Genomic DNA, 23,818 nt, shown 5'->3' with positions numbered 1-23,818 from the left:
GGTGATCAACGCCCGCCATGGGCTAGGCGAGCTAGTCCTATCTATCATCAAGCTCCAGATAGCTTTGATGCAGACTAACGGGAAACCTCATCCCGTCGAACAAAACACGGAAAGCGCGCCTGCTTGTTTTTCCCGCACCAACCACGCGTCCCGTCTTGGACGGCGCCTTCTTTATTCGATTGGCACCAAGCTGACTGAGCCGCACTTTATCGCCAATTCGAAAAACTGGTGCGTCGATCGACACGAACCGCTCCTCAAAAAGATAGCATTCGCAATGTGTACGTGACTCTTGTCTAACGGCTGTCCCGGCCAAGCAATTCAGCGGACGGAATTAGGTGTCGTCCAGGTCCGGCAAAAATCGCCGGAGAGTAGGAAATTGGAGGCCGACAGCTGACCTCCTATCTCCATTTTGCAACCCTGTCGAATAAGGCGCATTCTCATATGTGAGTCAGCACCCGTGTCATTTTGACCGCGATAGCTGCTTACAAGCACATCTCTGCCAGCTTAGCACACCATCCGGGGCGCCGGATCGTTCAGCGGAGCTGCTAGCGTCCGAAGGGATGGAAGAGCGAACGGCAGGGTGGTCGTGAGAAAAGCGATGGGCGGCACGGTTGTTTGTGGCCGGCCCCTTAGTGCGAGCTATCGGACCTATGTGCGATTGACGCGCGTGAATGCGAACTCGGGGTAGCCTACGAGAGCATTGAGCACCTGCCGCGGTTCTTTGATGGCATTGGAACCTGCGCAAATCCGTTGCGTTGCCGCACGGGGCGACCAGGACGTCCGATGCAGCGTCGATCCTTCCTATTCTCTATGGCGGCGTGGTTGGTAAGCACCACCTCGCTCAGCCGGGCGACCGTGATCCAAGGCCGCATGCCGTGGGCCCCACACCCGAACTCGGCGCCAGAGATCGAGCGAATTGGAACCTGGCAATTCTTCACCGCCGACGAGGCGCGCGCAATGGAAGCGATCGTCGATCGGATCATACCGCCGGATCCTGAGACTGCGGGCGGTAAGGATGCTGGCTGCGCCGTCTTCATCGATCGCCAGCTCAGGGGGGCCTATGGCGTCAATGAGGGACTATACACGCTCGGTCCTTTCATCAAGGGTACCAAGGAACAGGGGCCGCAATCGCAGCTCTCGCACGCCGAGCTTTATCGCAAGGGGCTCGCCGGGCTGGACGCCTTCTGCCGCTCAAGCCATGGCAGCAAGCCGTTTGCCGAGCTGGGCGCCGATGAGCAGGACGCCGTGCTCAAGAAGGTCGAGGCCGGTGAGGTCAAACTCGAGGGCGTTGACGGGCAGGGGTTCTTCAGCGCGCTGTTGAAGGACGTTCCGGAAGGCTTCTTCTCCGATCCGATCCATGGCGGAAACCGCGACATGGTCGGCTGGAAGATGATCGGCTTCCCCGGCATTCGCTACGACTACCGCGACTGGGTGAAGCGGCACAACGAGCGCTATCCCTATCCACCAGTCAGCATTGCCGGTCGCGCCGACTGGACCCCTACAAAATCGTGAGCGCTGACTGATGGCCCGCAAGTTGCCACACAAGGATGTCGTGATCGTCGGTCTGGGATGGACCGGTTCGATTATGGCCCATGAACTCGCCGGCGCCGGGCTCGAGGTGATCGCGATCGAGCGGGGTCCCTGGCGTAATACTGCGACCGACTACCCGCCTGGCTATGCCGCGGACGAACTGCGCTACCGGATCCGTCACGAACTGTTCCTCCGTCCGGACCAAACCACCTTCACCTTCCGCAACAAGATGAACCAGACGGCGCTGCCGATCCGCAGCTGGGGCGCATTCATGCCGCCGAACGGGGTCGGGGGCGGTGGCGTGCACTGGAACGCGGAGACCTGGCGGTTTCTGCCTTCTGATTTCGTGCTGCGCACACATTTGACCGAGCGCTATGGCGCGAACTTCATGCCCGCGGACATGACGATCCAGGACTGGGGCGTCACCTATGACGAGCTTGAGCCGCACTACGACAGGTTCGAATATCTGTGCGGTACATCGGGGCAGGCCGGTAATGTCAAAGGCGAGATCGTCGACGGCGGCAATCCCTTCGAAGGGCCGCGCTCGAGGCCTTATCCTAATCCGCCGCAGGACCAGCCGTTTGGGGCCACGCTGTTTGCCAAGGCGGCCCGCGATCTCGGCTACAAGCCGTTTCCCCAACCTTCGGGCAATATGTCGCGTGCCTACCAGAATCCCCTCGGCGTACGGCTCGGACCTTGCACCTATTGCGGCTTCTGCGAGTGGTTCGGCTGCGGCAACTATTCCAAAGCCTCGCCGCAGACCACGATCCTTCCGGCGCTGATCCGCAGGCCGAACTTTTCAGCACGAGACAACAGCGAGGTGATACGGATCGACCTCGACAGCAGCGGCAAGCGCGCAACCGGCGTGACCTTTGTCGATGCCGATGGCAATGAATGGGAGCAGTCGGCCGATCTTGTTGTGCTGTCGGCCTACACGATCTTCAATGTGCAATTGCTGCTGTTGTCCGGGATCGGAAAGCCCTACGATCCCCAGGCCAACACCGGCGTGATCGGCCGCAACTTCACCCATCAGACGATCTCCGACGTCGTCAGCTTCTTTGACCCGGCCAAGTTCGTCTTCAATCCCTTCATCGCCTCGGGTGCGATCGGGACGTGCATCGACGAGTTCAACGGCGACAATTTCGATCATGGGCCGCATGGCTTCGTCGGCGGCGGCTATATGGGGCAGGTGCAGACCAACGGCCGGCCGATCGAGACCACGCCGGTGCCGCCGGGAACGCCGCTGTGGGGCGCGCAGTGGAAGAAGGCGGTCAAGGAGAACTATCAGAGTGCCTTGAAGCCCGGCACCGGTGTGCACGGCAGCATGTACAGCTACCGCGACGTCTATGTCGATCTCGATCCGACCTACAAGGACCGGTTCGGCCGTCCGCTGGCGCGCATCACCATGGATTTCCATGACAACGAGATCAAGCAGAACAAGTTCTTGACCGACAAGTTCGCCGAGATCTTCCAGGCGATGGGTGCGCGGCAGGTGCACAAGGAGTATCGCAAGGGCCCCTACGACATCACGAAGTACCAGACGACGCATCTGTGCGGTGGTGCGATCATGGGCACCGATCCCGCGACCAGCGCGCTGAACCGCTATTTGCAGAGCTGGGACGTGCCGAACCTTTTCGTGTTGGGCGCGAGCGCCTTTCCGCAGAACGCCGGCTACAATCCGACCGGTACGGTCGCGGCGTTGGCCTATTGGGCCGCGGACGCGATCCATGGGAAATATCTCAAGAATCCAGGACAGCTGATCAATGCCTAGATGGCCGCAGGTCGTGCTGATGGTTGGCGCGCTTGTCGCGAGCGGCGGAGCAGCTGTCAGCGCGGGCCTACAGGACTTTGCCGCGATCGAACGCGGCCGCTACCTCGCCAACGCCGCCGATTGCGGAAGCTGCCACACGGTGCCGGGCAGCGGACAGCGCTTTGCCGGCGGGCGGCCGATCGAAACACCATTCGGCGTGCTGGTCGCGCCGAATATCACGCCAGATCGCGAGACCGGGATCGGTGCCTGGAGCGATGAGGAGTTTGACGCGGCCTTGCGGCAGGGCTTACGCCGGGACGGCAAGCGGCTGTATCCGGCGATGCCGTATCCGTACTTCACGCGGATGTCGCGCCAGGACACCAAGGATATCCGCGCCTATCTGTCGACGATCGCCCCAGTGCACAATACCGTGGCGGCCAACAAGCTGCCATTCCCACTGAACATCCGGACTGGGATGTTCGCCTGGGACAGGCTTTACTTCTCGCCGGGAGAGTTTCGCGCCAATCCCGATAAATCCATCGAATGGAATCGCGGCGCGTACCTGGTGCAGGGGCCGGGCCATTGCGGTGCCTGCCATACCCCCAAGACCCTATTTGGTGGCGATAAGGCGTCCGCATCCTTGCAGGGCTACACGCTGCAGGGTTGGGTGGCGCCCGACATCACCAGCGGAGAAGGACCGCTCGCGTCCTGGCCCGCGGACGATCTCGCGCAATATCTCAAGACCGGCCACAATCGCTTCGCGGCGGCCGCTGGCTTGATGGGTGAGGTTGTCGATTTCTCCACCTCGAAGCTGAGCGACGCTGACGTCAAGGCGATGGCGACCTATCTGAAGGACATCAAAGGGCCAAAGGCTGCGATGGACAGCTCGTCCGATCAAAAGGTGCTCACTGCCGGCGGTGCGATCTATCAAGACCTCTGCTCGGCCTGCCACAAATCCGACGGCACCGGCGTCCCGAACCTGATTCCCGACCTCTCACATGCCGCCACTGTCGAGTCCGGTGATCCGACAACCGTGTTGCGAGTGATCCTGCAGGGCGCGCAGAGCGTGGCGACCGATCGCGAGCCGACAGGGCCGGCTATGCCGGCATTCGGCTGGCAACTCAACGACGTACAGGTTGCAGCCGTCGCCAGTTATGTTCGCAACCACTGGGGCAAGGCCACAAAGGTCGGCGAGGAGCTGGTCAGGAAGGAACGCGCAGCGCTCCACGCCAGAACCAATTGACTTCAGGTGTCGTCAGCCCCACCGATATTTTCCTTTCGGCCGCGCGCGTTGCGCCTTGAATTCTTCAGGGTCCCGATTTACGGGCCAGGTTGTCGGCAAATATGGCGTACAGAATTGGCATCATTTCGGACACGCATGGCCTCTTGAGGCGCGAAGCGTTGTGCCGCCTAGCAGGCGTCGATCATATCGTGCACGGCGGCGATATCGGGCTGCCCAACGTCATCGACGAACTTCGCCGCATCGCACCCGTGACCGCAGTCAAGGGAAACGTGGATATCGGCGCTTGGGCTCACGAGTACGCCTATACCGAGCTCGTGCAGCTCGCCGGGAGGTCGATCTACGTTTTGCACGACCTGAAGACGCTGCGGATCGATCCCGTCACGTCCGGGATCGACGTCGTCGTATCCGGTCATTCTCACGTCCCAAAGATAGAGACGAGGGATAACGTGCTGTTCGTCAATCCGGGCAGCGCTGGTAGACGCCGCTTCAAGTTGCCGATTACTCTGGCGACGCTCGAGGTCACGCCCGGAGGCTTGCGCCCGAAAATCCACGACCTTGGAGAGGGCCCTTAGAGAGGTGGCAAGCGCAGGTGCGGGGCCTGGGACAATATGGCCTTAATCGGATCCTTCGGTGCAATCACGCCGCCTACTGAGACGACGGCCATCACGCCGGCCCTGAAGGGCGGCCCCGGCATTCCGTTTAGCAGCCGATTCTTCAATCCGGCCTGGAAGCGATCGATGAGCACGCATGGTGTGCGGAGGCCGGTAAGGCGGATGACTGTGGTGGCACCGATCCGGAGTTCGGTGTCAAGCGGCAGACTTTCGAGATCGAGCCCTGACGTCGTGATGTTTTCGCCGATATCGCCGGGGCTCACGTCGTAACCTCCGATCCGCAACGCGTCGAGCAGTTCGCGCGGAATGAGGTGAACTTGGCGCATATTTGGCGCGCGCGGATTTCGAAGGGCCAGATACCTGTGCCGGACGTATGGCCCATAGTGCGCGTCGCCTTCAACCCCATGACCTGCCGTGAGGACAATGGACGGCCGAGGCAACTTGCTGAATCGGTGTTTCGCGCCAATGGCGACGGCAACGACCGATCCGTCCAGAGCGGGCGCTCGTTGCGCTGACTGGAGGGTGCTCAATTCTGGGGTGGCTGTCCGTTCGAGGCCGAAACACCGCCATCGACAGCGATGTTCACGCCAGTCACGAAGCTCGCGTCGTCGCTCGCGAGGAACGCGATCACGGACGCGATCTCCCCGGGCTCGCAGACCCGACCGAGCGGGACGCGCTCAGCGAACTTTGTCAGAATGCCCTTGTTCTCCATCATATCCGCTGTCATGCCCGTGCGCGTCAGAGTGGGGCATACGGCATTTACCCGGACGCCGCGTTTTCCGAGGTCTAGCGCCAGGGCTCGTGTCAAGTTGACGACTGCGCCTTTCGCTGCATTGTAGGGGCTCATGCCCCAATCACCGCCGGTCCCCGAGACTGACGCTGTGTTCACGATCGACCCCTTGGTTTTCTCGAGATGGGGCAAGGCGGCGCGGCAGCCAAAGAACACGCCGTCGACATCGGTGGCCATCACCTTGCGCCACTGGTCGTTCGTGATGTCTTTCGGCTCACCGCCCTCGTGAACGCCGGCGTTGTTCACTATTACATCCAGTCTGCCGAAATGCTTCACGACCGTCGCAACCATCTGGCTCACGGCCTCTGCGTCGGACACGTCCGCCGCGTGAGCAAGCGTGCGATCGCCCTCAAGTTCTTTAGCCACCTCGGCGAGCCGTATCTCATCGCGGTCGATCAGCGCAACCTTCGCACCCTCAGACGCAAAGCGGCGTGCAGTGGCCGCGCCAATGCCTGACGCCGCGCCGGTGACGATCACGACCTTGCCTTCAAACCGGGCCATTACGCGTTTCCTTCCCAATACCGATAGGGATCGCCCCTCAGCGGCGAGCCAGGATGTGCTCATCGGCTTCGGCGAAATTCGTCAACGATGCCGGCGCGCCTTGTCGTGTGAGCAGTTCGCTGGAATTGTCCGGGATGCCGTCTTCCTGGCACAGGCGTAGAGGCATGTTTGTCCCCGGTCGTTGGGGCATGATGCGAATTGAATGCCATGCGAAGCTCCGCTTTGCCGATCAACGGATCGGCGATGCTCCGGTTCCTAAAGGGCGCACTTGCGCAGACTTGCGGGAAGCGGCACATCGTGGGCAGGATGGCCCGCAGGCTCACGACCTCGCAGAGGACGAGCGCTGGGAAAAGGAAGGGCGAAACTCGAACGCGCGCTGCGGCGCGCGAAAGATTGAGCCTCTTGCATCAGATCGGAAGGTTGAGCTGCGGCGTGGCGCCGCCTGCGGTCTGCAAGGACGACAGCGAGACGCCGAGCAGGCGCACGGACTTGGGTAGCGGCATCTCCGCCTGTAGCAGGCCGGCCGCCAGGCGCTCCAGATCCTCCCGGCTGGTCACCGGAGCAGAGACGGAGCGGGCGCGCGTGATGATCTCGAAATCGAAAAACTTCACTTTGAGCGTAACTGTTCGTCCCCGGCTGCCGGTCGCCTGGCAGTGGCGCCAGATCTTATCGACGAGCGGCTGAAGTTCCGCGACCATGGCATCGAAGTCGGTGAGGTCGTTGGAGAAGGTGTTCTCGGCGCCAATAGACTTCCGGATCCGGTTGGCCTGCACCGGGCGGTCATCCACGCCACGTGAAATCCAGTAATAATAGACGCCCGACTTGCCGAAATTGTGCTGCAGAAATTCCATTGTCTGGTTGCGGATATCCAGCCCAGTGAAGATCCCGAGCCCGTTGAATTTTGCGCCTGTCGCCGGCCCGATGCCGTGGAACTTGCTGACCGGCAGTGCCTCGACGAAGGCCGGGCCCATCTCCGGTGAGATGACGTACTGCCCGTTCGGCTTCCTATGATCGGAGGCAAGTTTTGCCAGGAATTTGTTGTAGCTGATGCCGGCTGATGCATTCAGCGCGGTCGCGGCCTTGATCTTTTGGCGAATCCGCAGCGCGACGTCGCGGGCGAGTGGAATGCCCTGCAGGTTCTCGGTAACGTCGAGATAGGCCTCGTCCAGGGACAGCGGCTCGATGATTGGCGTATGCTCGGCGAAGATATCGCGGATCTGCCGGCTGATCGCTTTGTAAACCTCGAAGCGCGGCTTCACGAAGATCAGGTCCGGACATTGCCGCTTCGCTGTCACCGATGGCATCGCCGATCGGACGCCGAACTTCCGCGCTTCGTAGCTCGCCGCCGCTACGACGCCGCGCTCCGCGGAGCCGCCAACCGCAACCGGCTTTCCGCGGAGGTCGGGATTGTCCCGTTGCTCGACCGACGCGTAGAAGGCATCCATGTCGATGTGGATGATCTTGCGCGTGATCGGAGCTGCCGTTTGATCAAAATCGGATAGGCTCATGGGCCGATGCTAGCGGAGCCCACGTCGCAAGTCTGCAGGGATTGGCCGGCCCGTCGGAAAACTTGCTAGGCGGCCTCGGTAATGCCCGCCAAGTCCTTGTCCCGCTTCCGGTTGATCAGATTCAACAACTGCGCGGATGCGCGCGCGTCGCAGAGCGCTCGGTGATGATTGTCTAGCGCGATGTCGTAGATCGCGCACAGCTTTCCGAGTCCGTAAGACTCGTGTCCGGGGTAGCTACGGCGCATGCCGGCGCAGGTACATAGCTTGGGAAACCGAAATCGCCGCTCCAGCCGCTCGAATTCATAGGCGATGAAGCCGTAGTCGAAGTTGACGTTATGGGCGACGAAGATGCCATCGCCCATAAATTCCGTGAAGCTGTCGGCCACTTCAGCGAACAGAGGTGCATCGCGCACCATCTCGTTCGTGATGCCCGTCAGTTGGACGATCTTCACCGGAATAGAACGTTGCGGGTTGATAAGGCTGTGCCACTCGTCAATGACGCGATGGTTCCGTACCTTCACAGCACCGATTTCGGTGATGCGGTCGCCGTTCGACCAGCCGCCCGTGGTTTCGATATCGACCACAACGTAGTCCTGCTCCGGGTCGAAGCGATACTCGACGCGGCCAATTTCCGCGACGATGCCGGCGGCCCCAAGCTGACGGAGGCGGGTCAGCTGGTTGCGCCGGATGACGTCGCCTTCCGCCTTGATCTCCATGAAGGAGGCTTTGCCAGCGCGCGTCACCATCAGGTCAGGAAAACCATCCTTCATGCCGCGGAAATCTTCGCACATCGCGCGAACGATCTTGGCAACGCTGGCTGGAACGACACCCTCGAGAAGCGCTCGCAGCGCTTCGACCTGCACGTGGTCCCAGGCGAAGATCCCGTTAGGACGTCCCCACCGTGACGCGACGGTACGCAGGATCGCCGGGAACGCATGCCCGGATCCGATAGCCTCCAACTTCGCGTCGATCGACGAGGCGAAGATCCGGTGGAAGCTGCGGTCCTTGAGACAGTGAGGCACCCAATCGAAACCGCTGGGTAGTTGCGTGCTCTCGAAGAGCTCGTCCCAGAACAGCAGGCCAAACAAAGTGTGCCACAGCACGTTCTCCGCGAAGTAGACCTTCGCGCCTTCGCGCCGCAGGACGCCGGCGACGCCCGCTTCAGGATTACCGCGGTGGGTATCGTCGACCGTGATGTTACGGCCGGACCGCAGTAGTTCGGTGTAGACACCGGTGCGCCGTCCCCCGAACTTGCGGGCGTAGAAATCCATGGCGAAGAGGTGCTCGACGTCGCTTGCCGGATCGTCGATCATTCGCTGAAGCAGTTCTTCGGCGCCGAGACGATCACCCTTGTTGTAGAGCAAACGCACCAGGCGCTCATTGCAGTCCGGCGAGGAACCTGCGCGATAGAGCTGCCCAGCGAGTTCGACTTCGTTGGCTTTTTCGAAGAACAGTCCCGTCTGATGCATCGCCCGATTGCGCAAATCGGCTGCGTATTCGGTTGGGCAGGCTGGCCCCGAAAGGATATCAACGGCGGCTTGCCGATAGATGATGTCCGATCTGACCTCGAGCCGATCGAGAACTTGGCTGTAGTGAAAAGAGGCTTCAGCCTCGTCACCGTCGGTGAACCGCGCGCTGAACGATGTTTCTTGATTAGTGCGCAAAATGCCGAGATCACGCAGCGCAAAGTTCTTCAGATCGACCTCGGTCTTGCCGAAATAGAGATACAGCAGGAATTCGATTGGGCGCGTGCCATCGAGTGCGATGAACTTGTGAGCTCCGCAATGCTGCGCCGCGACGCTGAAAGGAATTTGCTCGAGATAATAATTGATGAATTTCGGCTTCGACCACGACTTGCGGACGTCTCCGCGACCTGCGGCGTGGGCTCCGGTCAGCAGGACATCCTTGGGAAGGCAAGCGACGAACGCCGCATAGTCGGCTTCGCAGAGTGCCCGGGCGTGACCGACCGCCATCAACTCGGAGATAGCGAGTTCAACGTCCGCTATCTCCGAATAGTGGAACAGAGACCGGTTGAAGATCGCGCCACGCCGGTTGACCATGCGGATAAAGAGGCATCGAGCATCTCTCGATAGTTCTTCGAAGCGCGCGATGAAGGCGTGATGCTCCGCGGTGAGGATCGAGCCGTATGTCTTGCAGACGAACGCCAGCATCTCGACGAAGTGATCGAGATAATAGTAGGCGGGCAGTACGGGGAGACTGACCAAGCGGACCTTTTCGGCATCGAGAGTCGGGTTGTTCGACTTTTGTTCCAAAAGGGCCGCTGGAAGTCAATAGTTGTCGGCGGTTCCCAGGATCTGACGCGCGCGAGATGGTGTCCAGGAACCTGTCGATGGAGAGGGGCTTCTACCCTCTGGTTTGGGGAGTTTGATGGACGCGAAAGCCGAAAACAACAAGCCGCCGATGTCGGGAGCGCCCGATGAATTCGTCCGCGTCCGCGGCGCGCGAGAACACAATCTCAAGGACATCTCGCTCGATATCCCTCGCGGTGCATTCGTCGTCTTCACGGGCGTCTCGGGGTCAGGTAAGTCCTCGCTCGCCTTCGGGACCCTGTATGCAGAAGCTCAGCGGCGATATCTGGAATCGGTTTCCCCGTATGCCAGACGCCTTTTCCACCAGATGTCGGTGCCGGAAGTTGATGCGATCGAGGGATTGCCGCCGGCGGTGGCCCTACAGCAGCAACGCGGATCTCCGACGACCCGTTCTTCGGTTGGAAGCGTCACCACGCTCTCGAACCTCCTGAGGATGCTCTATTCGCGAGCCGGCGACTACCCCCGAGGGCAGGCTCTTCTCTATGCGGAGTCGTTCTCACCGAACACGCCGGAGGGGGCTTGTCCTCGGTGTCAGGGCATCGGCCGCATCCATGACGTGAGCGAGCGATCGTTGGTGCCCGACGATAGTCTCACCATCCGTGAACGCGCTATCGCCGCGTGGCCGACCGCCTGGCAGGGCCAGAACCTCAGGGACATCCTTGTGACCCTTGGCTACGATGTCGACAAGCCGTGGCGCGAACTGCCGAAAAAGCAGCGGGACTGGATTCTGTTCACCGACGAGCAGCCGACGGTGCCGGTCTATGCGGGCTACACGCCGGCGGAAACGCGTCGCGCGCTCAAGAGGGAGGAAGAGCCCAGTTATCAAGGGACCTTCACCGGCGCGCGCAGATACGTGCTTCAGACGTACGCCACGACCCAGAGCGCGATGATGAAACGGCGAGTGGCGCAGTTTCTGACGAGCGCGGACTGCCCAGTCTGCAAGGGGCGACGGCTCAAGCCAGAGGCTTTGTCCGTCAAGTTCGCTGGGATGGATATCTCCGAGTTGGCGCGACTGCCTCTGAAGGGGCTGGATGCTATCCTGAAATCTCACGGAAAAGCGCCGCGAACATCAGAAGACCACCCTGGAAAGGCGATCGTCGTGAGACGTATCGTCGAGGACTTGCGAGGTCGGCTCGACGCCTTGCTCGATCTCGGTCTCGGTTATCTCACGCTCGAGCGGAGCACTCCCACCCTGTCGCCCGGGGAACTGCAACGGCTTCGTCTGGCGACACAAGTCCACTCGAACCTCTTTGGGGTCGTGTACGTTTTGGACGAACCGTCTGCGGGCCTGCATCCGGCCGATACGGAGGCGTTGCTGAGGGCGCTGGGCCGTTTGAAGTCCGCGGGCAATTCCTTGTTCGTCGTGGAGCACGAGCTCGACGTGGTACGTCAGGCCGACTGGATCGTAGACGTCGGTCCGGCAGCAGGCGAGAGCGGCGGCAGGATATTGTACAGCGGCCCGTTACCAGGCTTGGCGAACGTTCAGGAATCCAAAACGCGACGCTATCTATTCGGGCGCGAGGGAAGTGCGGTTGCGGCCGGGAGATGCCGGGCGCCGGTCGGGTGGTTGAAGCTTCGCGAAGTGACGCGCAATAACCTGGACCGGCTCGATGTCGATCTTCCGCTCGGCGTCTTCACCTGCGTCACCGGCATTTCGGGTTCCGGCAAGTCGAGCCTCATCAGCCAGTTCTTGGTTGATCACATTGCAACGAGCCTTGGTCAGCATCGGGAGCTCGACGCGGAAGGCGATGTCCTGGAAGCGGTCGTTGAGACGCTTGGCGGCAGGATCACCGAAGGACTCGATCGGGTCAAACGGCTGGTCGTGGTTGACCAGAAGCCGATCGGTCGCACGCCGAGGTCGAATCTTGCGACCTATACCGGCCTTCTCGATCATGTCCGCAAGCTCTTTGCGGCCACGAAGCAGGCCCGGGCTCGCCGGTACGACGCCGGTAGGTTCTCGTTCAACGTCGCCAAAGGCCGCTGCAAAACTTGCGAGGGAGAAGGATTCGTCTGTGTCGAGCTGCTCTTTCTTCCGAGCGTCTATGCGCCATGCCCGACCTGCAAGGGTGCGCGCTACAATGCAAAAACGCTCGAGGTCAAGCTCAAGGGAAAATCGATCGCCGACGTGCTCGCGATGACCGTCAATGAGGCGTTTGTCTTCTTCGAGAGCGACGAGGCTTTGCGCAGATCACTGGCCGTGCTCCGTGAGGTCGGGCTCGGCTATATCCGGCTGGGTCAGTCGGCCACCGAGCTATCGGGAGGCGAGGCGCAACGCGTCAAGCTCGCCTCCGAGCTGCAGCGGACGCAGCGTGGTGGTACGCTGTACGTTCTCGACGAGCCGACCACGGGGCTGCATCCCTTCGATGTCGAGAAGCTCAAGAAGCAGCTTCACGGTCTTGTGGATGCCGGGCACACGGTCATCGTCGTAGAGCACGACATGTCGGTCGCTGCCGAGAGCGACTGGATCATCGATGTGGGGCCGGGAGCGGGCGAAGAGGGAGGCCGCATCGTCTATTCAGGCGCGCCGAAGGATATCGCATCCTGCGGCGCCAGCCGGACCGCCAAGTATTTGGCTGCTTCGGGCGTGTGATTAGTAGCTTGTTTTCTGCGGAACGCCCGCGAGACATAACTTATGTCAATCGCTGTGACATTTCGTTTCGCTACGGAGCGCGATCATAGCCAATTTGGGCGTGCCTCCAAACGCGGGAACCATCCACGACGTCGCGTGGTCGAAAGCGTCCGACTCTATCCAACAACGTGGGGCGAACTGTCGGCTGAGAGCTGGTAAGTTGATCTGTAACCGCCGGGCCCTAAGGCGGTTTCAGTTAGGACACTATGTGCCGACGGACTTCTCCCTCAGCCATGTCCAATGCAGCTATGTGCTCGGGAGCGAGGCTCCTGCTAACCAGCGCGACGGTCCATCCCTGCGGGATAGCATCCAGCACCCGGTCAAGCGCCTGTTCAGATGCAGTTGCAGCCAGCCAGATCTGAACCGATCCATCGTCGGTTGTCACGCGGACCAGATGAATTTCGGTCGCTTGGTGCATGCACGGACAATCTCGGTCCAAGAAAATAGTTTCTATCCCCGCCCATCGTTAACAGCTGGTAGGAACAACCTCCTGGTTATCACCATTCTCCAGTCGTTCGGTGCTGTCCCCGCCAGCCCGCGAAGTAGAACTGCCGAGAGACTATTGGACGTGTTATACAAACTGCCCCTGAAAGCCGTGCATGTCTGACGAGAGCCCCTTTGCCCGCGGTGCTACACCTGAACAGCGAATAGATCGTGCCTCAGATGCGATCCGCCGGAAGGCTGAGGACGATACGTTTACAGTCTTCCAGAAACAGGACCGCTGGCTGCATCATTTGAGTGAAGTGACCCGGAAAGCTCCGCTTCAATCAATTGCGATTGCATTCTTGCTAGGAATATTCCTGGCTCGCAGGAGCTGAGGTACTTGAGCGAGATAGCGAGAGCCGCGTCGCAATACTCAATCGGTGCCCAACCGGACGGAACGCATCATCCGCATGCGCAAAGAAGTGCCCGAGATTGGTTGGGGCGAGTTTGAGATAATCGCAGCGCGCGATCCTGCGATCTTCGTCATCCGATACGACTGGCGAGGCAATTCGGTCCTGTTCGTGCATAATCTCGACGAGAGGCTGCGCGAGATATCGTTTTCGGTCGGTGGCCCAGACGAGGCCAGCAGCTACTCGTCAACTTGCTCGATGAGAACCACAGCCTCGCCGACAAGCGCGGCCGGCATACCTTGTTGATGGAAGGCTACGGCTACCGCCGGTATCGCGTCGGCGGCCTCGACTGTCTTCTGAAGCGCAGCGACATCGATACGAACAGGCCGAGAAGGGTAGGACATCCGGCCAGAGTAGCAGAATCGTTGCGATGAGCGTGGTCCCCGTCTGCAGGCCGGTACGGCGGCATCCGGCGGCGGCACCTCGTCGGTGCTGTCATAAGCCTCGTGGGCAATTGGCTCAATGCTGGGAAAGCCGCAGGCTTCGTTGCTCAAGTCGCCGCTCATTTCGGAACGCTCCTCGCTGAAGCCGCGGCTCCTGGTTAGGAACGTACCGTTCAAGTGCGGGTTGTTGGGCATGGACAACCTGACGCAGAAAGAACAGTTCGAGCGTTCAAAGATCAACCTGCATGCGCCCAACGAACTGAAATGCTGGGCTCATGAATTCGGCATCTCGAAGGGCGAACTTAGGAAGATTGTCGAGAAGGTTGGAAATTCCGCCGCGGCTGTGCGCAAGGAGCTCGAAGCCAAGCCATGACCAGAGAGCAGGAAGTCGCCCTGGAATGCGCACGGGAAGCTCGAAAACAAGCTGCGCTTCTTCCGCCAGGACCGGTCCGAGACGCTCTATTGGAGAAGGCGCGCGAGTACGAAGAAATCTCATCGACTGATCATGTAGAGGATTACGCGAAGTAGACTCTGCGAAGCAAACTCGCGGCTCCGGTTCCCCATCACTGACCACCTAGACGACGCTGCCTGACGCAGCGATCCGCATTCTCTTGGGGCAATAGGGAGGGCCGCTGACTGGATGGTAGAGCGGGGTGCTCGGAGAGACCCCGCCCTTGATCCGGGACTACTTGTTGTCGGGGACCCAAGTTGTGCTTGCCTTGTCGTACTTGAAGCCCGGCGCGGACTTCAGGCCGTCTTTCGTTTCATTGAGGGTAAGCCACCATTTGTTGTCCTTCTTGGCGGTCTTTACGGCCGCGAAGGGTACAATGACGTCCTTTTCGCCAGCCCCGAGAAAGCCGCCGACGCCGATCACGAGGCCGTTGATCTTTCCGGACTTGTCAACCAGCACATCGTCAATGTCGCCGATCTTGCTTTCCTTGGGGTCGTAGACAGACTGCTTGTAATAATTCGTCACAGTCCAGCTTTCGGCAGGCGCTGCAGACATCGTCTCGGCGGCGTGCACGGTGGCGATCATTCCAGCAGCAACAATAGATCCTACAATAAGAGCCTTCATCGAATCCTCCTCCATTTGACGCACTTGTAACCTTGCTGATTTGAGCAAGTTCCTACTCGATGAGCCCTTCAATAGTCGGGATCGGGCGACTCTCAGGCGGGCCGCCTTTAACCTGGACGTTGCCCGTTCACGGGAAGGGGTACCGAGCGGCTCGGTTCGAGACCGTGCTTAGGAGTCGCAGACGATCCGGGATACGTCGTTGCAACCGGTGATAGCTTTATGATGTCCCGGTCATTCGCGCGGTGAGACGGTCGAGCGAAAGCCGGCGACGCACGATCGTCAGGCCTTGCTTCCGGAACAATTCCAAATTTCCGTCGAGCGCATGCCGCGATCAAGGCCAATCCCGCCTCGCAGATGTCGGCGCGGCAGCTGGAAATCCTGCGGTTGCTCGGCCGTGGCGACAAGATTGTCGAGGTCGCATCGGCGCTCGGCATCTCGTACAAGACCGTCGCCAACACCACCTCGCTGCTGAAGCAGAAGCTTGGCGCGAAGAGCCACTCCGACCTGGTGCTGATCGCCGTCGAAATGGAGCTCGGATGAGTTGCGCGGAATTGAACTGGCCGCGCACGGCGGCGCGGCCAGTTCTGCATCGCCGGAAGACCAGGCTGCATTCGTCGGGGCAATGGAAGCGACGAATGCACTGTTCCGGCAATCTTCATGGTAATTTCCCGACGGCTCACCAACTTGGGAATGACCAGCTTTGCCATTCGGGGTCACGGTAGCTCGCGAAGCGCTGGCGGCGCTCTGCAAAGCGCCGGCTTCTCTCGCGCTGCGCGCGCCGGGTCGGCTTTGCATGCCGAGAGGCCTGCTCGGCCGTTTTCGACGAAAATGGCCGAGGCGCCTCTGCTTGCGCGACAGCTGCGGGCTGCTGCGCCGGAGCTTCGGCCGTGACGGGAGCCGAGGGGGTAGGTGAAGCGGTGACGAGCGGCATGCTCGTGTCCATACGTACCGCCTCCGGCCATTTGTGGCGCGAGTGAATGCGGATCGTTGTGTGGTCGATGTCATCGCGAGCGGCGGCCACTGGCGTTGCCGGAAAATACCAGTCGGCGAGAAACAGCAGGCCAAGCAGTGTCGCGCTTGTAAACAAAATGTATCGAAGCAAAGGCATCTATCTTCACCAGTACACCGCACCGCATATCGGCGACGGCGCCCGACAACGGGAAAAAACGGCAATCGTTCCTGACGTTCGCTTACCAAAGAAAGAGGCCGCCGATCGGCGGCCTCTTCGTGTTGCCGGGGCGGCGAACTACCAGGTGGTCCACCTGTCGCCGCGCCAATAGCCGCGACCCTCGTGTTCGCGGAAGGTGAACCGCTCGTGCGGCCCCCAGTGCCAATTGTCCTCGTGCACAATGACGCCCGAGTCCCGCGGATAATCGTATGCCTGGTGGGTGTGCCAGCACACCTCCGCAGAGCACACGATCGCAGCCGACGCGCTCATCGCGGATGCAGCCAGGAAGCCTGCGCCAACGATGGCGCCAACAGCTGTTTTGCCAAGCAGTCTCATGTCATGTCTCCTCACGTCGAAAACCATTGCCCGTCCGCCAACACATCGGTTTCGGGGCCGTTCCTCTTCTTCGGGAAAAATATGCACGATGCATAGGAACTGGCCGCCGCTGCCGCGGTTGATGATCCGTGTTTCGGCACACAATCAACTTCCCCAAGAGCTCCGGCGCGGTTCCTCGGCTGCGCCGGAGTTACCGTTTGTCTGGATCTTCGTTGTGCGCTAGCGGGTCTTGGCCGCGAGCCAGCCGTTGTACTGGGAAGTCGATGAAACGACTGGGCCGCATCTCCTCAAACAGTACACGAACGGCCAAGTCGAACGGCTAAGGTTTGTGCCGGCTAACGCTGGGTCCGGAACTGCTGCGCGGCCGGGATCGCGAGGTTCTTTGCCGCTCTCGATTCGGCAAACAGGTTCGATGTCATGAGTAGCGCGAGCGAGAATGCTGCCACCATCGACATACATGCGAATTGATCGCCAGCGCCCATCTCAGCCACTCCGCTTGCTTCGAGCGGTGAACGTGGCAGAAATCGGTTCGTTCCTGAGCTCGGGAGAAACCGGCAATGGTCGTGCGGCTATGGCCGGTGCGATCCTTGTCAACGAGTGACGGCCCCCCGAAATTGGCGCTCCAGGCATCTCCGAGTGCGCCCGCTTGTCTCTCATATGTTAATGCTGGAACCGGCTCCGAAATGAAAAGCAGAGCTGGCGGGATCTATACCCCGCCCGCAGTCAGTCGAAGGGTGCCGTTGATGGACTTCATCGACCGCTACTTTTTCGCCGCAACGATCACAGTGACAGTCGTGCTCTGGCTTTGCCTTGCCTTGCTGGTGGCCGGCAGCTGACGAGGCGCCAGCCCCTGCCATGAACGCGGGCGGGGCGCCCCTTCTTCCGGGAAACCCAACCGGTCAACAAGCGTTCATCCGCAAAATCACAAGCGGAGGTATCGCTATGCGTACCATCCTGATCGTCGAGGACGAGTATTTTATTGCTGACGATTGTGCGGCGCGAGCACGACAGGCCGGCTATCACGTTGTAGGCCCGTTCGCTTCAATAGACGAAGCCCGCCCGCACGTATCTGGAGCCTGTGGCGCGCTGATCGATGTCAACGTCAACGGAACTGCGTCCTACAAGTTGATCGACGCGCTGATCGAGATGGGCACACCGGTCACGCTGTATACCGGGTACGACGCCAGCACGCTGCCGGAGAAATACGCGCACCTTCCCCTGGTGACCAAGCCACGCGATTGTGCGGAGGCGATCGAGCTGCTGCGAAAGCAGATGGGCTTGGCCGCATAGGGCCGCCCCTCGATTGAGCCCGGTGAGGTGGAACCAGCCGTGCCCAATGGCATTGGTGCCGGATTAAAACTCGCTGGTCCGGTGCATGACGCAGCCTGATATCCGGAAGGGCATGCCTTCCGTAAAACTGTCGCGCGACGAATTCGAGCGGCGATACCGAAGCCGTTTCACGGACCGCGCATTCGCGCGATTGAATCGGGAGATCGATGCGATCGTCGCGGCGGCTTGGGACGCCTACAGCCATTCGCGCAAAGCGCCGACGACGCGGCAAGCGGGGCCCGGGTTTGCCGACCCATCCTACAAAATTGCGAACGACTGGGTGGCAGCTCGGCAGGCGATCCTGGAGGCGCAACACCGTCACGACTCGGTTGACGACCCGATGCGCATTCTCGTCATCAATGGATCGCCACGCAGCGAGCATACCTGTCCCGGCGAAATGTCGAAGACGTGGCGGCTGGTCGAACTGGCCGAGCCCGTATTTCTCGAGATGGGCTTTGCCGTGGATATCCTGGATCTGTCGCGACTGACCTCCGAATTCGGCAAACAAATCCATCCCTGCAAATCGTGCGTAGCGACGGCGATGCCGCTCTGCCACTGGCCGTGTAGCTGCTACCCGAATTATTCGCTCGGGCAAACCGACGACTGGATGAACGAGATCTATCCGCTTTGGGTCGCTGCACACGGAATTCTCATCGTCACGCCGGTGAATTGGTACCATGCCCCTGCGGGACTGAAGGCGATGATCGACCGGCTCGTCTGCGCCGACGGCGGAAATCCCGATCCGTCGTCGACTCACGGCAAGCGGGTGGAGGAAGCCAAGGCGCTGGAGTTGAAGGGCTGGCCGTATCCGCGCCATCTCGCCGGCCGTCATTTCGGCATTGTGGTCCATGGCGACAGCGTTGGCGCCGAAACTCTCCGGCGGTCACTGTCGGACTGGTTGACCGATATGTGTCTCGTTTCCAGTGGCCACGCTGGGGAAGCGGACGGCTATCTCGGCTATATGGAGCCGTACGCGACTTCGCATCAGGCCCTCGACCACGATACGGCGTTCCAGCGGAAAGTCGAGAACGCTGCACGGGCCCTTGGAAACGCCGTGAAATTCGCCCGCGATGGCAAGCTGGAAAACCCGAGCGGTGACATCGAGGATCCTACTCCGAAGTGACGGGTGGCACGTCCATTGGCGGTTCAGGGCTGCCCGGATCCACCCGCGGATCCATAAACCTGACCCGTCGCATAACTGGCGTCACCTGCGGCAAGCTGGACATAGATCGAGGCGAGCTCGGCGGGCTGGCCCGGACGGCCGAGCGGGGTCTGGCCGCCGAATTTCTCGAGCTTTTCCATCGACGCGCCGCCGGAGACTTGCAGCGGGGTCCAGATCGGTCCGGGCGCGACGCCATTCACCCGGATTCCCTTCGGGCCGAGCTGCTTGGCCAATGACTTGACGTAGTTCATGGTCGCCGCCTTCGTCTGGGCATAGTCATAAAGCTCGGGTGAGGGATCGTAGGCCTGCTCCGAGGTCGTCCCGATGATGCATGCGCCAGGCTTGAGATGCGGCAACGCCGCCTTGATGATCCAGAATGGCGCGTAGACGTTGGTCTTCATCGTCGCATCGAAATCATCGGACGAGACGTCGAGGATGGACTCCCGCGATTGCTGGCGAGCTGCGTTGCAGACGACAATGTCGAGACCGCCCAGGCCATCCACGGCGCGCGCAACCAGCTCCCGGCAGAATGCCTCGCTCCTGATGTCGCCGGGCATCGCGAGCCCGCGGCGGCCGGCCGCCTTGATCAGTGCGATCACGTCCTGCGCGTCGGGCTCTTCGGTTGGGAAGTAGTTGATCGCCACGTCGGCGCCCTCGCGGGCAAAGGCGATTGCCGCCGCGCGGCCCATGCCGGAATCACCGCCGGTGATCAGCGCCTTGCGGCCCGACAACCGGCCCGATCCCTTGTAGCTGGTTTCGCCATGATCGGGACGGGGGTCCATCTTGCCCGCAAGACCCGGCCATGGTTGCGACTGCTTCTGGAACGGCGGTTTCGGATGGAGACTGGTCGGGTCGGTCAAGTTTCCCTGCTTCATCTGCTCGCTTCCCTTGATATTTTGATGGAGACGATTCTCACATCGCAGGTCTTCCGTTAGGCTGGACAACATGCAGCGGCGAGATTCGTTGCTGTCCCGCTGCAGCGACATCGGCATGGGGAAGCCGTTCGATCATCCTCAGCGCAGGCGCGCCTCGAAAGAGGCCTCGTCAAACGCATGCATCATGGTCGTCCCGGCGGGCGCGAGAGTCTCGAGCTCCGGCAATCGCAGGTAAGCCGGATTGAACCCGGCCAGACGGACCAGCCCGTTCCAGTCGATGATCGTGATCGTCCCTGCATGCCATTGCAGGATGTTGCTGCGATCTAGCTCTTGGACGGTGCGGTTGGCATGAATCGGCGATATCCCGCATGCCGCGGCAAAGTCGGATTGCGTGAACGGGGAGGGAATTCGAAAGTCCATTGCAGATCCGACGGCTTGGAGCCGCGTCGCGATCTCGCATAGCAGATGAGCGACGCGTTGCAGCACATCCCGACTGCTCAAATTTACGATCCAGTTCCGCGAGCCGGCAACGTCGGCCAGGATCATGAGTAGCAGCGCACGCGCAAGCGCCGACGACCGGCCGCACAAATCCCGGAGGACGTCATGAGGAATCGATGCCACGATGGCCGGTCCGATCGAGGCAAGATTGTAGTCGAGGTAGGCATCGTGGATCGTATGCAGATCCGGCACATCGCCGGGGACATGGATCGAGATGATCTTGCCGTCGCGGCTTTCAGAGTCGAGCCAGCAAAGATAGCCCTGCAGCAGCAGATGACAATGCGTTGAAGCTTCGCCGCGCTGCAGGATGTGATGGCGAGAGTTGTAGTGATCGATGCTGCGCGGCAACCTCGCCAGCAGATCAAGATCGTCGGACGATAATTCGACCAGATTTGCCAGGCGACCGGCAAATTTCGAGAAAGCGAATTCTGCTTGCATGGCGCCGCCCGCGATTGGCCCAGCGCGCCACGGTAGTGACGGCAGGCAGCTTATGTCATTAACCTATGACACGTCGGGCAGGCCGGACGCCAACGATGCGACTGATCCCCGACGAGGTGGTTGCGGGCGGAACTGCTGCCGACGCGATCATTGGCGTAGGAACGATCACCGTTTGCGTGCCTTGATTGACCAGTCAAAATCGGCCCCAACGAATGTCCGCTCCAAGATGCGCTCGTTGCCGCCGGCTTCGGACCGGGAGGACAATCATGGCCAACAAGCGCAGATTGAGCGGTGATCTCGAGGTCGAGCCCTATGAGGGGCCTTCGGGCGGCTGGGGATCGGTGCGATCGCTGGCGAGGAGCCTGACGCGCGAGCATGTTCCGATCAAAGGCAGTCGCGTCCTGCTCAATCAGAATAAGACCGGCGGCTTCATGTGCGTGAGCTGCGCCTGGGCCAAGCCAGCCGATCCTCGCGTGTTCGAGTTCTGCGAGAACGGCGCCAAGGCGACGACGTGGGAGATCACGCATAAGCGGGTCACACCGGAATTCTTTGCGGCAAGGACCGTGACCGAGCTCGAAAGCTGGGATGACCATCACCTCGAAGCCGCCGGCCGGCTGACCCATCCGATGCGCTGGGACGCGAGGACCGACAAATACCTGCCGGTCAGCTGGGAAGAGGCCTTTGCCGAGATCGGGCGGGAGCTGCAGGCGCTGCACCCGGATAGTGCCGTGTTCTACACCTCGGGCCGCGCCTCGCTCGAGGCGTCGTTCATGTATGGCCTGTTCGCGCGCGCCTACGGCACCAACAATCTACCCGACAGCTCCAACATGTGTCACGAGACGAGTTCGGTCGCGCTACCGGAAAGCATCGGCGTACCGGTCGGTACTTGCACCCTGGACGATTTCTACAAGACCGATTGCATCTTCTTCTTCGGGCAGAACGTCGGTACGTCGAGCCCGCGCATGCTGCATCAGCTTCAGGATGCCGCCCGGCGCGGCGTGCCGATCATCACTTTCAACCCACTGCGGGAGCGCGGGCTGGAGGAGTTCGTGAACCCACAGGCACCCGGAGAAATGCTCACTGACAAGCCAACGCGCATCAGCTCGCAATATCATCAGGTCAGGAGCGGCGGCGATACTGCCGCCATCATGGGCATCGCGAAGGCATTGCTGGCGCGGGAAGATCGCACCGACGCGACAAACCCCGTGATCGATTGGGCCTTCGTCAACGAGCACACTCACGGCTGGGACGAATTCGCAGAAGCCATAAATCTTTGCGAATGGTCTGAAATCGAAAAGCGATGCGGTCTGCAGCGTGATGCGCTCGAAGCGGCCGCCGGGGCCTACGCGCAGGCCAACGCGGTGATGTTCATCTATGGCATGGGCCTCACCCAGCACGAGCAGGGCGTCGAGACAGTGCAGACCCTCATCAACCTGGCATTGATGCGGGGCAATATCGGCAAGCCCGGCGCCGGCATCTGTCCCGTGCGCGGCCACTCCAACGTGCAGGGGCAGCGGACTGTAGGCATCACCGAGAAGCCCTGGATGGTGCCGGCCGACAAGATCAAGCAGCAGTTCGGCATCGAGGTTCCTGCAAACAAGGGCCTGACGACGGTCGAGGCTTGCGCGAAGGTGATCGATGGCTCGGTGCGGGCGATGGTGCTGCTTGGCGGCAATCTGGTCCGCGCCGTTCCGGAGCATCGGCTGGTCGAGCCGGCATGGCGCAAGCTGCGCCTGACTGTCAACATCCTGACCAAGCTCAACCGCTCCGCGCTGGTCCACGGCGAGGTGTCGTTCATCCTGCCGTGCCTCGGCCGTATCGAGTTCGATGAACAGGCAAGCGGCCGGCAAGCGACGGCGATGGAGGACTCGACCGGCTGCATGCACGGCTCCCGAGGGCAGGTGGCACCGGCCAGCCCGCATTTGCTATCCGAGCCAAGGATCATCGCCGGACTAGCGAAGGCAGCGGCGCCAGGACGCTCGATTATTCCCTGGGACCATTGGGTGGCCGATTACGGTCGGATCCGTGATGCGATCGCGGCGACCTATCCCGATATCTTCCACGACTTCAACGCGCGGCTCTGGCAGCCCGGTGGTTTTCACCGGCCGCTCCCAGCGCGTGAACGGCAATGGAAGACGAAGACGGGGAAAGCCAACTTCATCGTGCCGGCATCGCTTGCCAGCGACCCCAAGACGGAAACGCGCGATCCCGACGTGGTGCAACTGATCACGTTGCGCAGCAATGGCCAATTCAACACGACGATCTACAGCTATGATGATCGATTCCGTGGCATCTATGGTTCGCGCTATGTGGTGCTGATGCACCCGAGGGACATCGATCGCTTTGGGCTGAAGGAAGGCGCGATGGTGACGTTGGCAACCGCGGCCAGCGACGGTGTGACGCGTGAAGTTGGCGGGTTCCGCGTCGTGGCCTATGACATTCCTCCGGGGTGCATCGCCGGCTACTATCCCGAGTGCAATCCGCTGCTGCCGCTGTGGCATCACGAGAAGAAGGCGAAGACGCCGGCGGCGAAATCGATACCGGTGCGCGTAAAGGCCGATGCGCCTACTGCCTGAGATCGCGTGAACGGGCGTACGCTTGCTTTATTTAGGGCGCCGCGCAACCATGACGCTGGTTCCGTCGTTACTCTCTATCACCGGCCAAGGCTCTGTCCGTAGGCGTCGGTGGCTGAGAGACCGCCGCGCTCCCGCCTGCAAGCCTAGGGAGCGCAAGATGATGCGATTTGACCACAACCCCACGATCCGCAGG

General features: G+C 61.0%; 21 protein-coding genes and 2 pseudogenes. 11 read left to right on the top strand and 12 right to left on the bottom strand.

Annotated features, from left to right (window positions below; all coding sequences use genetic code 11):
* Positions 1 to 37: 37 nt before the first annotated feature.
* On the bottom strand, positions 38 to 244 hold the full coding sequence (locus CK489_RS41025; protein WP_143278245.1) for a hypothetical protein: 207 nt from the start codon (positions 242 to 244) through the stop codon (positions 38 to 40).
* A 578-nt stretch (positions 245 to 822) separates the two neighbouring features.
* On the opposite strand from CK489_RS41025, the gene CK489_RS28415 reads away from it, so the two are divergent.
* The 4 genes from CK489_RS28415 (at position 823) to CK489_RS28400 (ending at position 5,095) form a co-directional block, all read left to right on the top strand.
* Positions 823 to 1,512, top strand: a complete 690-nt coding sequence (locus CK489_RS28415; RefSeq protein WP_245350518.1) for a gluconate 2-dehydrogenase subunit 3 family protein — start codon at positions 823 to 825, stop codon at positions 1,510 to 1,512.
* 10 nt (positions 1,513 to 1,522) lie between these two features.
* The gene (locus CK489_RS28410; protein ID WP_095734569.1) at positions 1,523 to 3,301 is read left to right on the top strand and encodes a GMC family oxidoreductase; all 1,779 of its coding nucleotides are present in this window, start codon (positions 1,523 to 1,525) and stop codon (positions 3,299 to 3,301) included.
* Positions 3,294 to 4,523, top strand: a complete 1,230-nt coding sequence (locus CK489_RS28405) for a cytochrome c (RefSeq protein ID WP_095734568.1) — start codon at positions 3,294 to 3,296, stop codon at positions 4,521 to 4,523. The genes CK489_RS28410 and CK489_RS28405 overlap by 8 nt, the downstream gene beginning before the upstream one ends.
* Positions 4,524 to 4,624: 101 nt before the next feature.
* Positions 4,625 to 5,095, top strand: a complete 471-nt coding sequence (locus CK489_RS28400; protein ID WP_095734567.1) for a metallophosphoesterase family protein — start codon at positions 4,625 to 4,627, stop codon at positions 5,093 to 5,095.
* On the opposite strand, the gene CK489_RS42375 is transcribed toward CK489_RS28400, so the two are convergent.
* The 5 genes from CK489_RS42375 to CK489_RS28380 form a co-directional block, all read right to left on the bottom strand.
* Positions 5,092 to 5,460, bottom strand: coding sequence for an MOSC domain-containing protein (locus CK489_RS42375; RefSeq protein ID WP_245350517.1), 369 nt, complete (start codon positions 5,458 to 5,460; stop codon positions 5,092 to 5,094). The two genes, CK489_RS28400 and CK489_RS42375, sit on opposite strands and share 4 nt — an antisense overlap.
* Positions 5,461 to 5,660: 200 nt before the next feature.
* Positions 5,661 to 6,425 (bottom strand): meso-2,3-butanediol dehydrogenase, encoded by a 765-nt coding sequence (gene budC / locus CK489_RS28390; RefSeq protein ID WP_095734566.1) that lies wholly within the window; start codon positions 6,423 to 6,425, stop codon positions 5,661 to 5,663.
* A gap of 37 nt (positions 6,426 to 6,462) precedes the next feature.
* Entirely contained in the window at positions 6,463 to 6,591 is a 129-nt protein-coding gene (locus CK489_RS42675; RefSeq protein WP_283807311.1) for a hypothetical protein, read from the bottom strand.
* 241 nt (positions 6,592 to 6,832) lie between these two features.
* Positions 6,833 to 7,933: a DNA polymerase IV gene (gene dinB, locus CK489_RS28385; RefSeq protein ID WP_095734565.1), complete on the bottom strand. Its 1,101-nt coding sequence runs from the start codon at positions 7,931 to 7,933 to the stop codon at positions 6,833 to 6,835.
* Between the two features lie 65 nt (positions 7,934 to 7,998).
* A complete protein-coding gene (locus CK489_RS28380) occupies positions 7,999 to 10,206 on the bottom strand; it encodes an exonuclease domain-containing protein (RefSeq protein ID WP_349626954.1) in 2,208 nt (735 codons plus the stop codon).
* Positions 10,207 to 10,321: 115 nt separating this feature from the next.
* On the opposite strand from CK489_RS28380, the gene CK489_RS28375 reads away from it, so the two are divergent.
* The 3 genes and pseudogenes from CK489_RS28375 to CK489_RS28360 all read left to right on the top strand — a co-directional run bounded on the left by CK489_RS28375 (position 10,322) and on the right by CK489_RS28360 (position 14,541).
* A complete protein-coding gene (locus CK489_RS28375) occupies positions 10,322 to 12,853 on the top strand; it encodes an excinuclease ABC subunit UvrA (RefSeq protein ID WP_245350516.1) in 2,532 nt (843 codons plus the stop codon).
* Between the two features lie 884 nt (positions 12,854 to 13,737).
* Positions 13,738 to 14,159 (top strand): annotated as a pseudogene (locus CK489_RS42370) (trehalose synthase); the annotation flags it as partial.
* 202 nt (positions 14,160 to 14,361) lie between these two features.
* Positions 14,362 to 14,541, top strand: coding sequence for a DUF3606 domain-containing protein (locus tag CK489_RS28360; protein WP_095734689.1), 180 nt, complete (start codon positions 14,362 to 14,364; stop codon positions 14,539 to 14,541).
* A 312-nt stretch (positions 14,542 to 14,853) separates the two neighbouring features.
* On the opposite strand, the gene CK489_RS28355 is transcribed toward CK489_RS28360, so the two are convergent.
* Positions 14,854 to 15,243 carry a PRC-barrel domain-containing protein gene (locus CK489_RS28355; RefSeq protein ID WP_095734688.1) on the bottom strand — a complete coding sequence of 130 codons (390 nt, stop codon included), beginning with the start codon at positions 15,241 to 15,243 and terminating at the stop codon, positions 14,854 to 14,856.
* A 324-nt stretch (positions 15,244 to 15,567) separates the two neighbouring features.
* On the opposite strand from CK489_RS28355, the pseudogene CK489_RS28350 reads away from it, so the two are divergent.
* Positions 15,568 to 15,783 (top strand): annotated as a pseudogene (locus CK489_RS28350) (response regulator transcription factor); the annotation flags it as partial.
* A gap of 136 nt (positions 15,784 to 15,919) precedes the next feature.
* On the opposite strand, the gene CK489_RS41015 reads toward CK489_RS28350, so the two are convergent.
* The 3 genes from CK489_RS41015 to CK489_RS41890 form a co-directional block, all read right to left on the bottom strand.
* Complete coding sequence (locus CK489_RS41015) at positions 15,920 to 16,351, bottom strand: hypothetical protein (RefSeq protein ID WP_143278243.1); 432 nt, start codon at positions 16,349 to 16,351, stop codon at positions 15,920 to 15,922.
* A 138-nt stretch (positions 16,352 to 16,489) separates the two neighbouring features.
* On the bottom strand, positions 16,490 to 16,747 hold the full coding sequence (locus CK489_RS28345; RefSeq protein WP_095734687.1) for a hypothetical protein: 258 nt from the start codon (positions 16,745 to 16,747) through the stop codon (positions 16,490 to 16,492).
* 335 nt (positions 16,748 to 17,082) lie between these two features.
* Entirely contained in the window at positions 17,083 to 17,229 is a 147-nt protein-coding gene (locus tag CK489_RS41890; RefSeq protein ID WP_198961040.1) for a hypothetical protein, read from the bottom strand.
* A 460-nt stretch (positions 17,230 to 17,689) separates the two neighbouring features.
* Here CK489_RS41890 and CK489_RS28340 point away from each other — a divergent pair, with 460 nt between their 5' ends.
* Both CK489_RS28340 and CK489_RS28335 read left to right on the top strand, forming a co-directional pair.
* A complete protein-coding gene (locus CK489_RS28340) occupies positions 17,690 to 18,037 on the top strand; it encodes a response regulator (RefSeq protein ID WP_095734563.1) in 348 nt (115 codons plus the stop codon).
* Positions 18,038 to 18,122: 85 nt separating this feature from the next.
* A complete protein-coding gene (locus tag CK489_RS28335; RefSeq protein WP_095734562.1) occupies positions 18,123 to 19,199 on the top strand; it encodes a flavodoxin family protein in 1,077 nt (358 codons plus the stop codon).
* Between the two features lie 23 nt (positions 19,200 to 19,222).
* Here CK489_RS28335 and CK489_RS28330 read toward each other — a convergent pair whose 3' ends face one another.
* Both CK489_RS28330 and CK489_RS28325 read right to left on the bottom strand, forming a co-directional pair.
* A complete protein-coding gene (locus CK489_RS28330) occupies positions 19,223 to 20,113 on the bottom strand; it encodes an SDR family oxidoreductase (RefSeq protein ID WP_095734686.1) in 891 nt (296 codons plus the stop codon).
* Between the two features lie 138 nt (positions 20,114 to 20,251).
* The gene (locus tag CK489_RS28325; RefSeq protein WP_095734561.1) at positions 20,252 to 21,049 is read right to left on the bottom strand and encodes a Crp/Fnr family transcriptional regulator; all 798 of its coding nucleotides are present in this window, start codon (positions 21,047 to 21,049) and stop codon (positions 20,252 to 20,254) included.
* Positions 21,050 to 21,315: 266 nt separating this feature from the next.
* On the opposite strand from CK489_RS28325, the gene CK489_RS28320 reads away from it, so the two are divergent.
* Positions 21,316 to 23,625 (top strand): FdhF/YdeP family oxidoreductase, encoded by a 2,310-nt coding sequence (locus CK489_RS28320; RefSeq protein ID WP_095734560.1) that lies wholly within the window; start codon positions 21,316 to 21,318, stop codon positions 23,623 to 23,625.
* The last annotated feature ends 193 nt before the right edge of the window (positions 23,626 to 23,818 follow it).

The sequence above is a fragment of the Bradyrhizobium sp. UFLA03-84 genome, assembly GCF_002289535.1.
Taxonomy (GTDB): domain Bacteria; phylum Pseudomonadota; class Alphaproteobacteria; order Rhizobiales; family Xanthobacteraceae; genus Bradyrhizobium; species Bradyrhizobium viridifuturi.
The sequence above is the reverse complement of the archived record's forward strand: the minus strand, read 5'-3'. Positions and strand labels throughout refer to the sequence as shown.

Excerpts from the sequence above, each read along its gene's own strand:
- CK489_RS28325 (WP_095734561.1), bottom strand. The coding sequence starts at position 21,049 with ATGCAAGCAGAATTCGCTTTCTCGAAATTTGCCGGTCGCCTGGCAAAT.
- budC (WP_095734566.1), bottom strand. The coding sequence starts at position 6,425 with ATGGCCCGGTTTGAAGGCAAGGTCGTGATCGTCACCGGCGCGGCGTCA.
- CK489_RS28345 (WP_095734687.1), bottom strand. The coding sequence starts at position 16,747 with ATGAGACTGCTTGGCAAAACAGCTGTTGGCGCCATCGTTGGCGCAGGC.
- CK489_RS28410 (WP_095734569.1), top strand. The coding sequence starts at position 1,523 with ATGGCCCGCAAGTTGCCACACAAGGATGTCGTGATCGTCGGTCTGGGA.
- CK489_RS28320 (WP_095734560.1), top strand. The coding sequence starts at position 21,316 with ATGGCCAACAAGCGCAGATTGAGCGGTGATCTCGAGGTCGAGCCCTAT.
- CK489_RS42675 (WP_283807311.1), bottom strand. The coding sequence starts at position 6,591 with ATGCCTCTACGCCTGTGCCAGGAAGACGGCATCCCGGACAATTCCAGC.
- CK489_RS28355 (WP_095734688.1), bottom strand. The coding sequence starts at position 15,243 with ATGAAGGCTCTTATTGTAGGATCTATTGTTGCTGCTGGAATGATCGCC.
- CK489_RS28360 (WP_095734689.1), top strand. The coding sequence starts at position 14,362 with ATGGACAACCTGACGCAGAAAGAACAGTTCGAGCGTTCAAAGATCAAC.
- dinB (WP_095734565.1), bottom strand. The coding sequence starts at position 7,933 with ATGAGCCTATCCGATTTTGATCAAACGGCAGCTCCGATCACGCGCAAG.
- CK489_RS41890 (WP_198961040.1), bottom strand. The coding sequence starts at position 17,229 with ATGGGCGCTGGCGATCAATTCGCATGTATGTCGATGGTGGCAGCATTC.
- CK489_RS41015 (WP_143278243.1), bottom strand. The coding sequence starts at position 16,351 with ATGCCTTTGCTTCGATACATTTTGTTTACAAGCGCGACACTGCTTGGC.
- CK489_RS28330 (WP_095734686.1), bottom strand. The coding sequence starts at position 20,113 with ATGAAGCAGGGAAACTTGACCGACCCGACCAGTCTCCATCCGAAACCG.
- CK489_RS28400 (WP_095734567.1), top strand. The coding sequence starts at position 4,625 with ATGGCGTACAGAATTGGCATCATTTCGGACACGCATGGCCTCTTGAGG.
- CK489_RS28335 (WP_095734562.1), top strand. The coding sequence starts at position 18,123 with ATGACGCAGCCTGATATCCGGAAGGGCATGCCTTCCGTAAAACTGTCG.
- CK489_RS42375 (WP_245350517.1), bottom strand. The coding sequence starts at position 5,460 with ATGCGCCAAGTTCACCTCATTCCGCGCGAACTGCTCGACGCGTTGCGG.
- CK489_RS28340 (WP_095734563.1), top strand. The coding sequence starts at position 17,690 with ATGCGTACCATCCTGATCGTCGAGGACGAGTATTTTATTGCTGACGAT.
- CK489_RS28375 (WP_245350516.1), top strand. The coding sequence starts at position 10,322 with ATGGACGCGAAAGCCGAAAACAACAAGCCGCCGATGTCGGGAGCGCCC.
- CK489_RS28405 (WP_095734568.1), top strand. The coding sequence starts at position 3,294 with ATGCCTAGATGGCCGCAGGTCGTGCTGATGGTTGGCGCGCTTGTCGCG.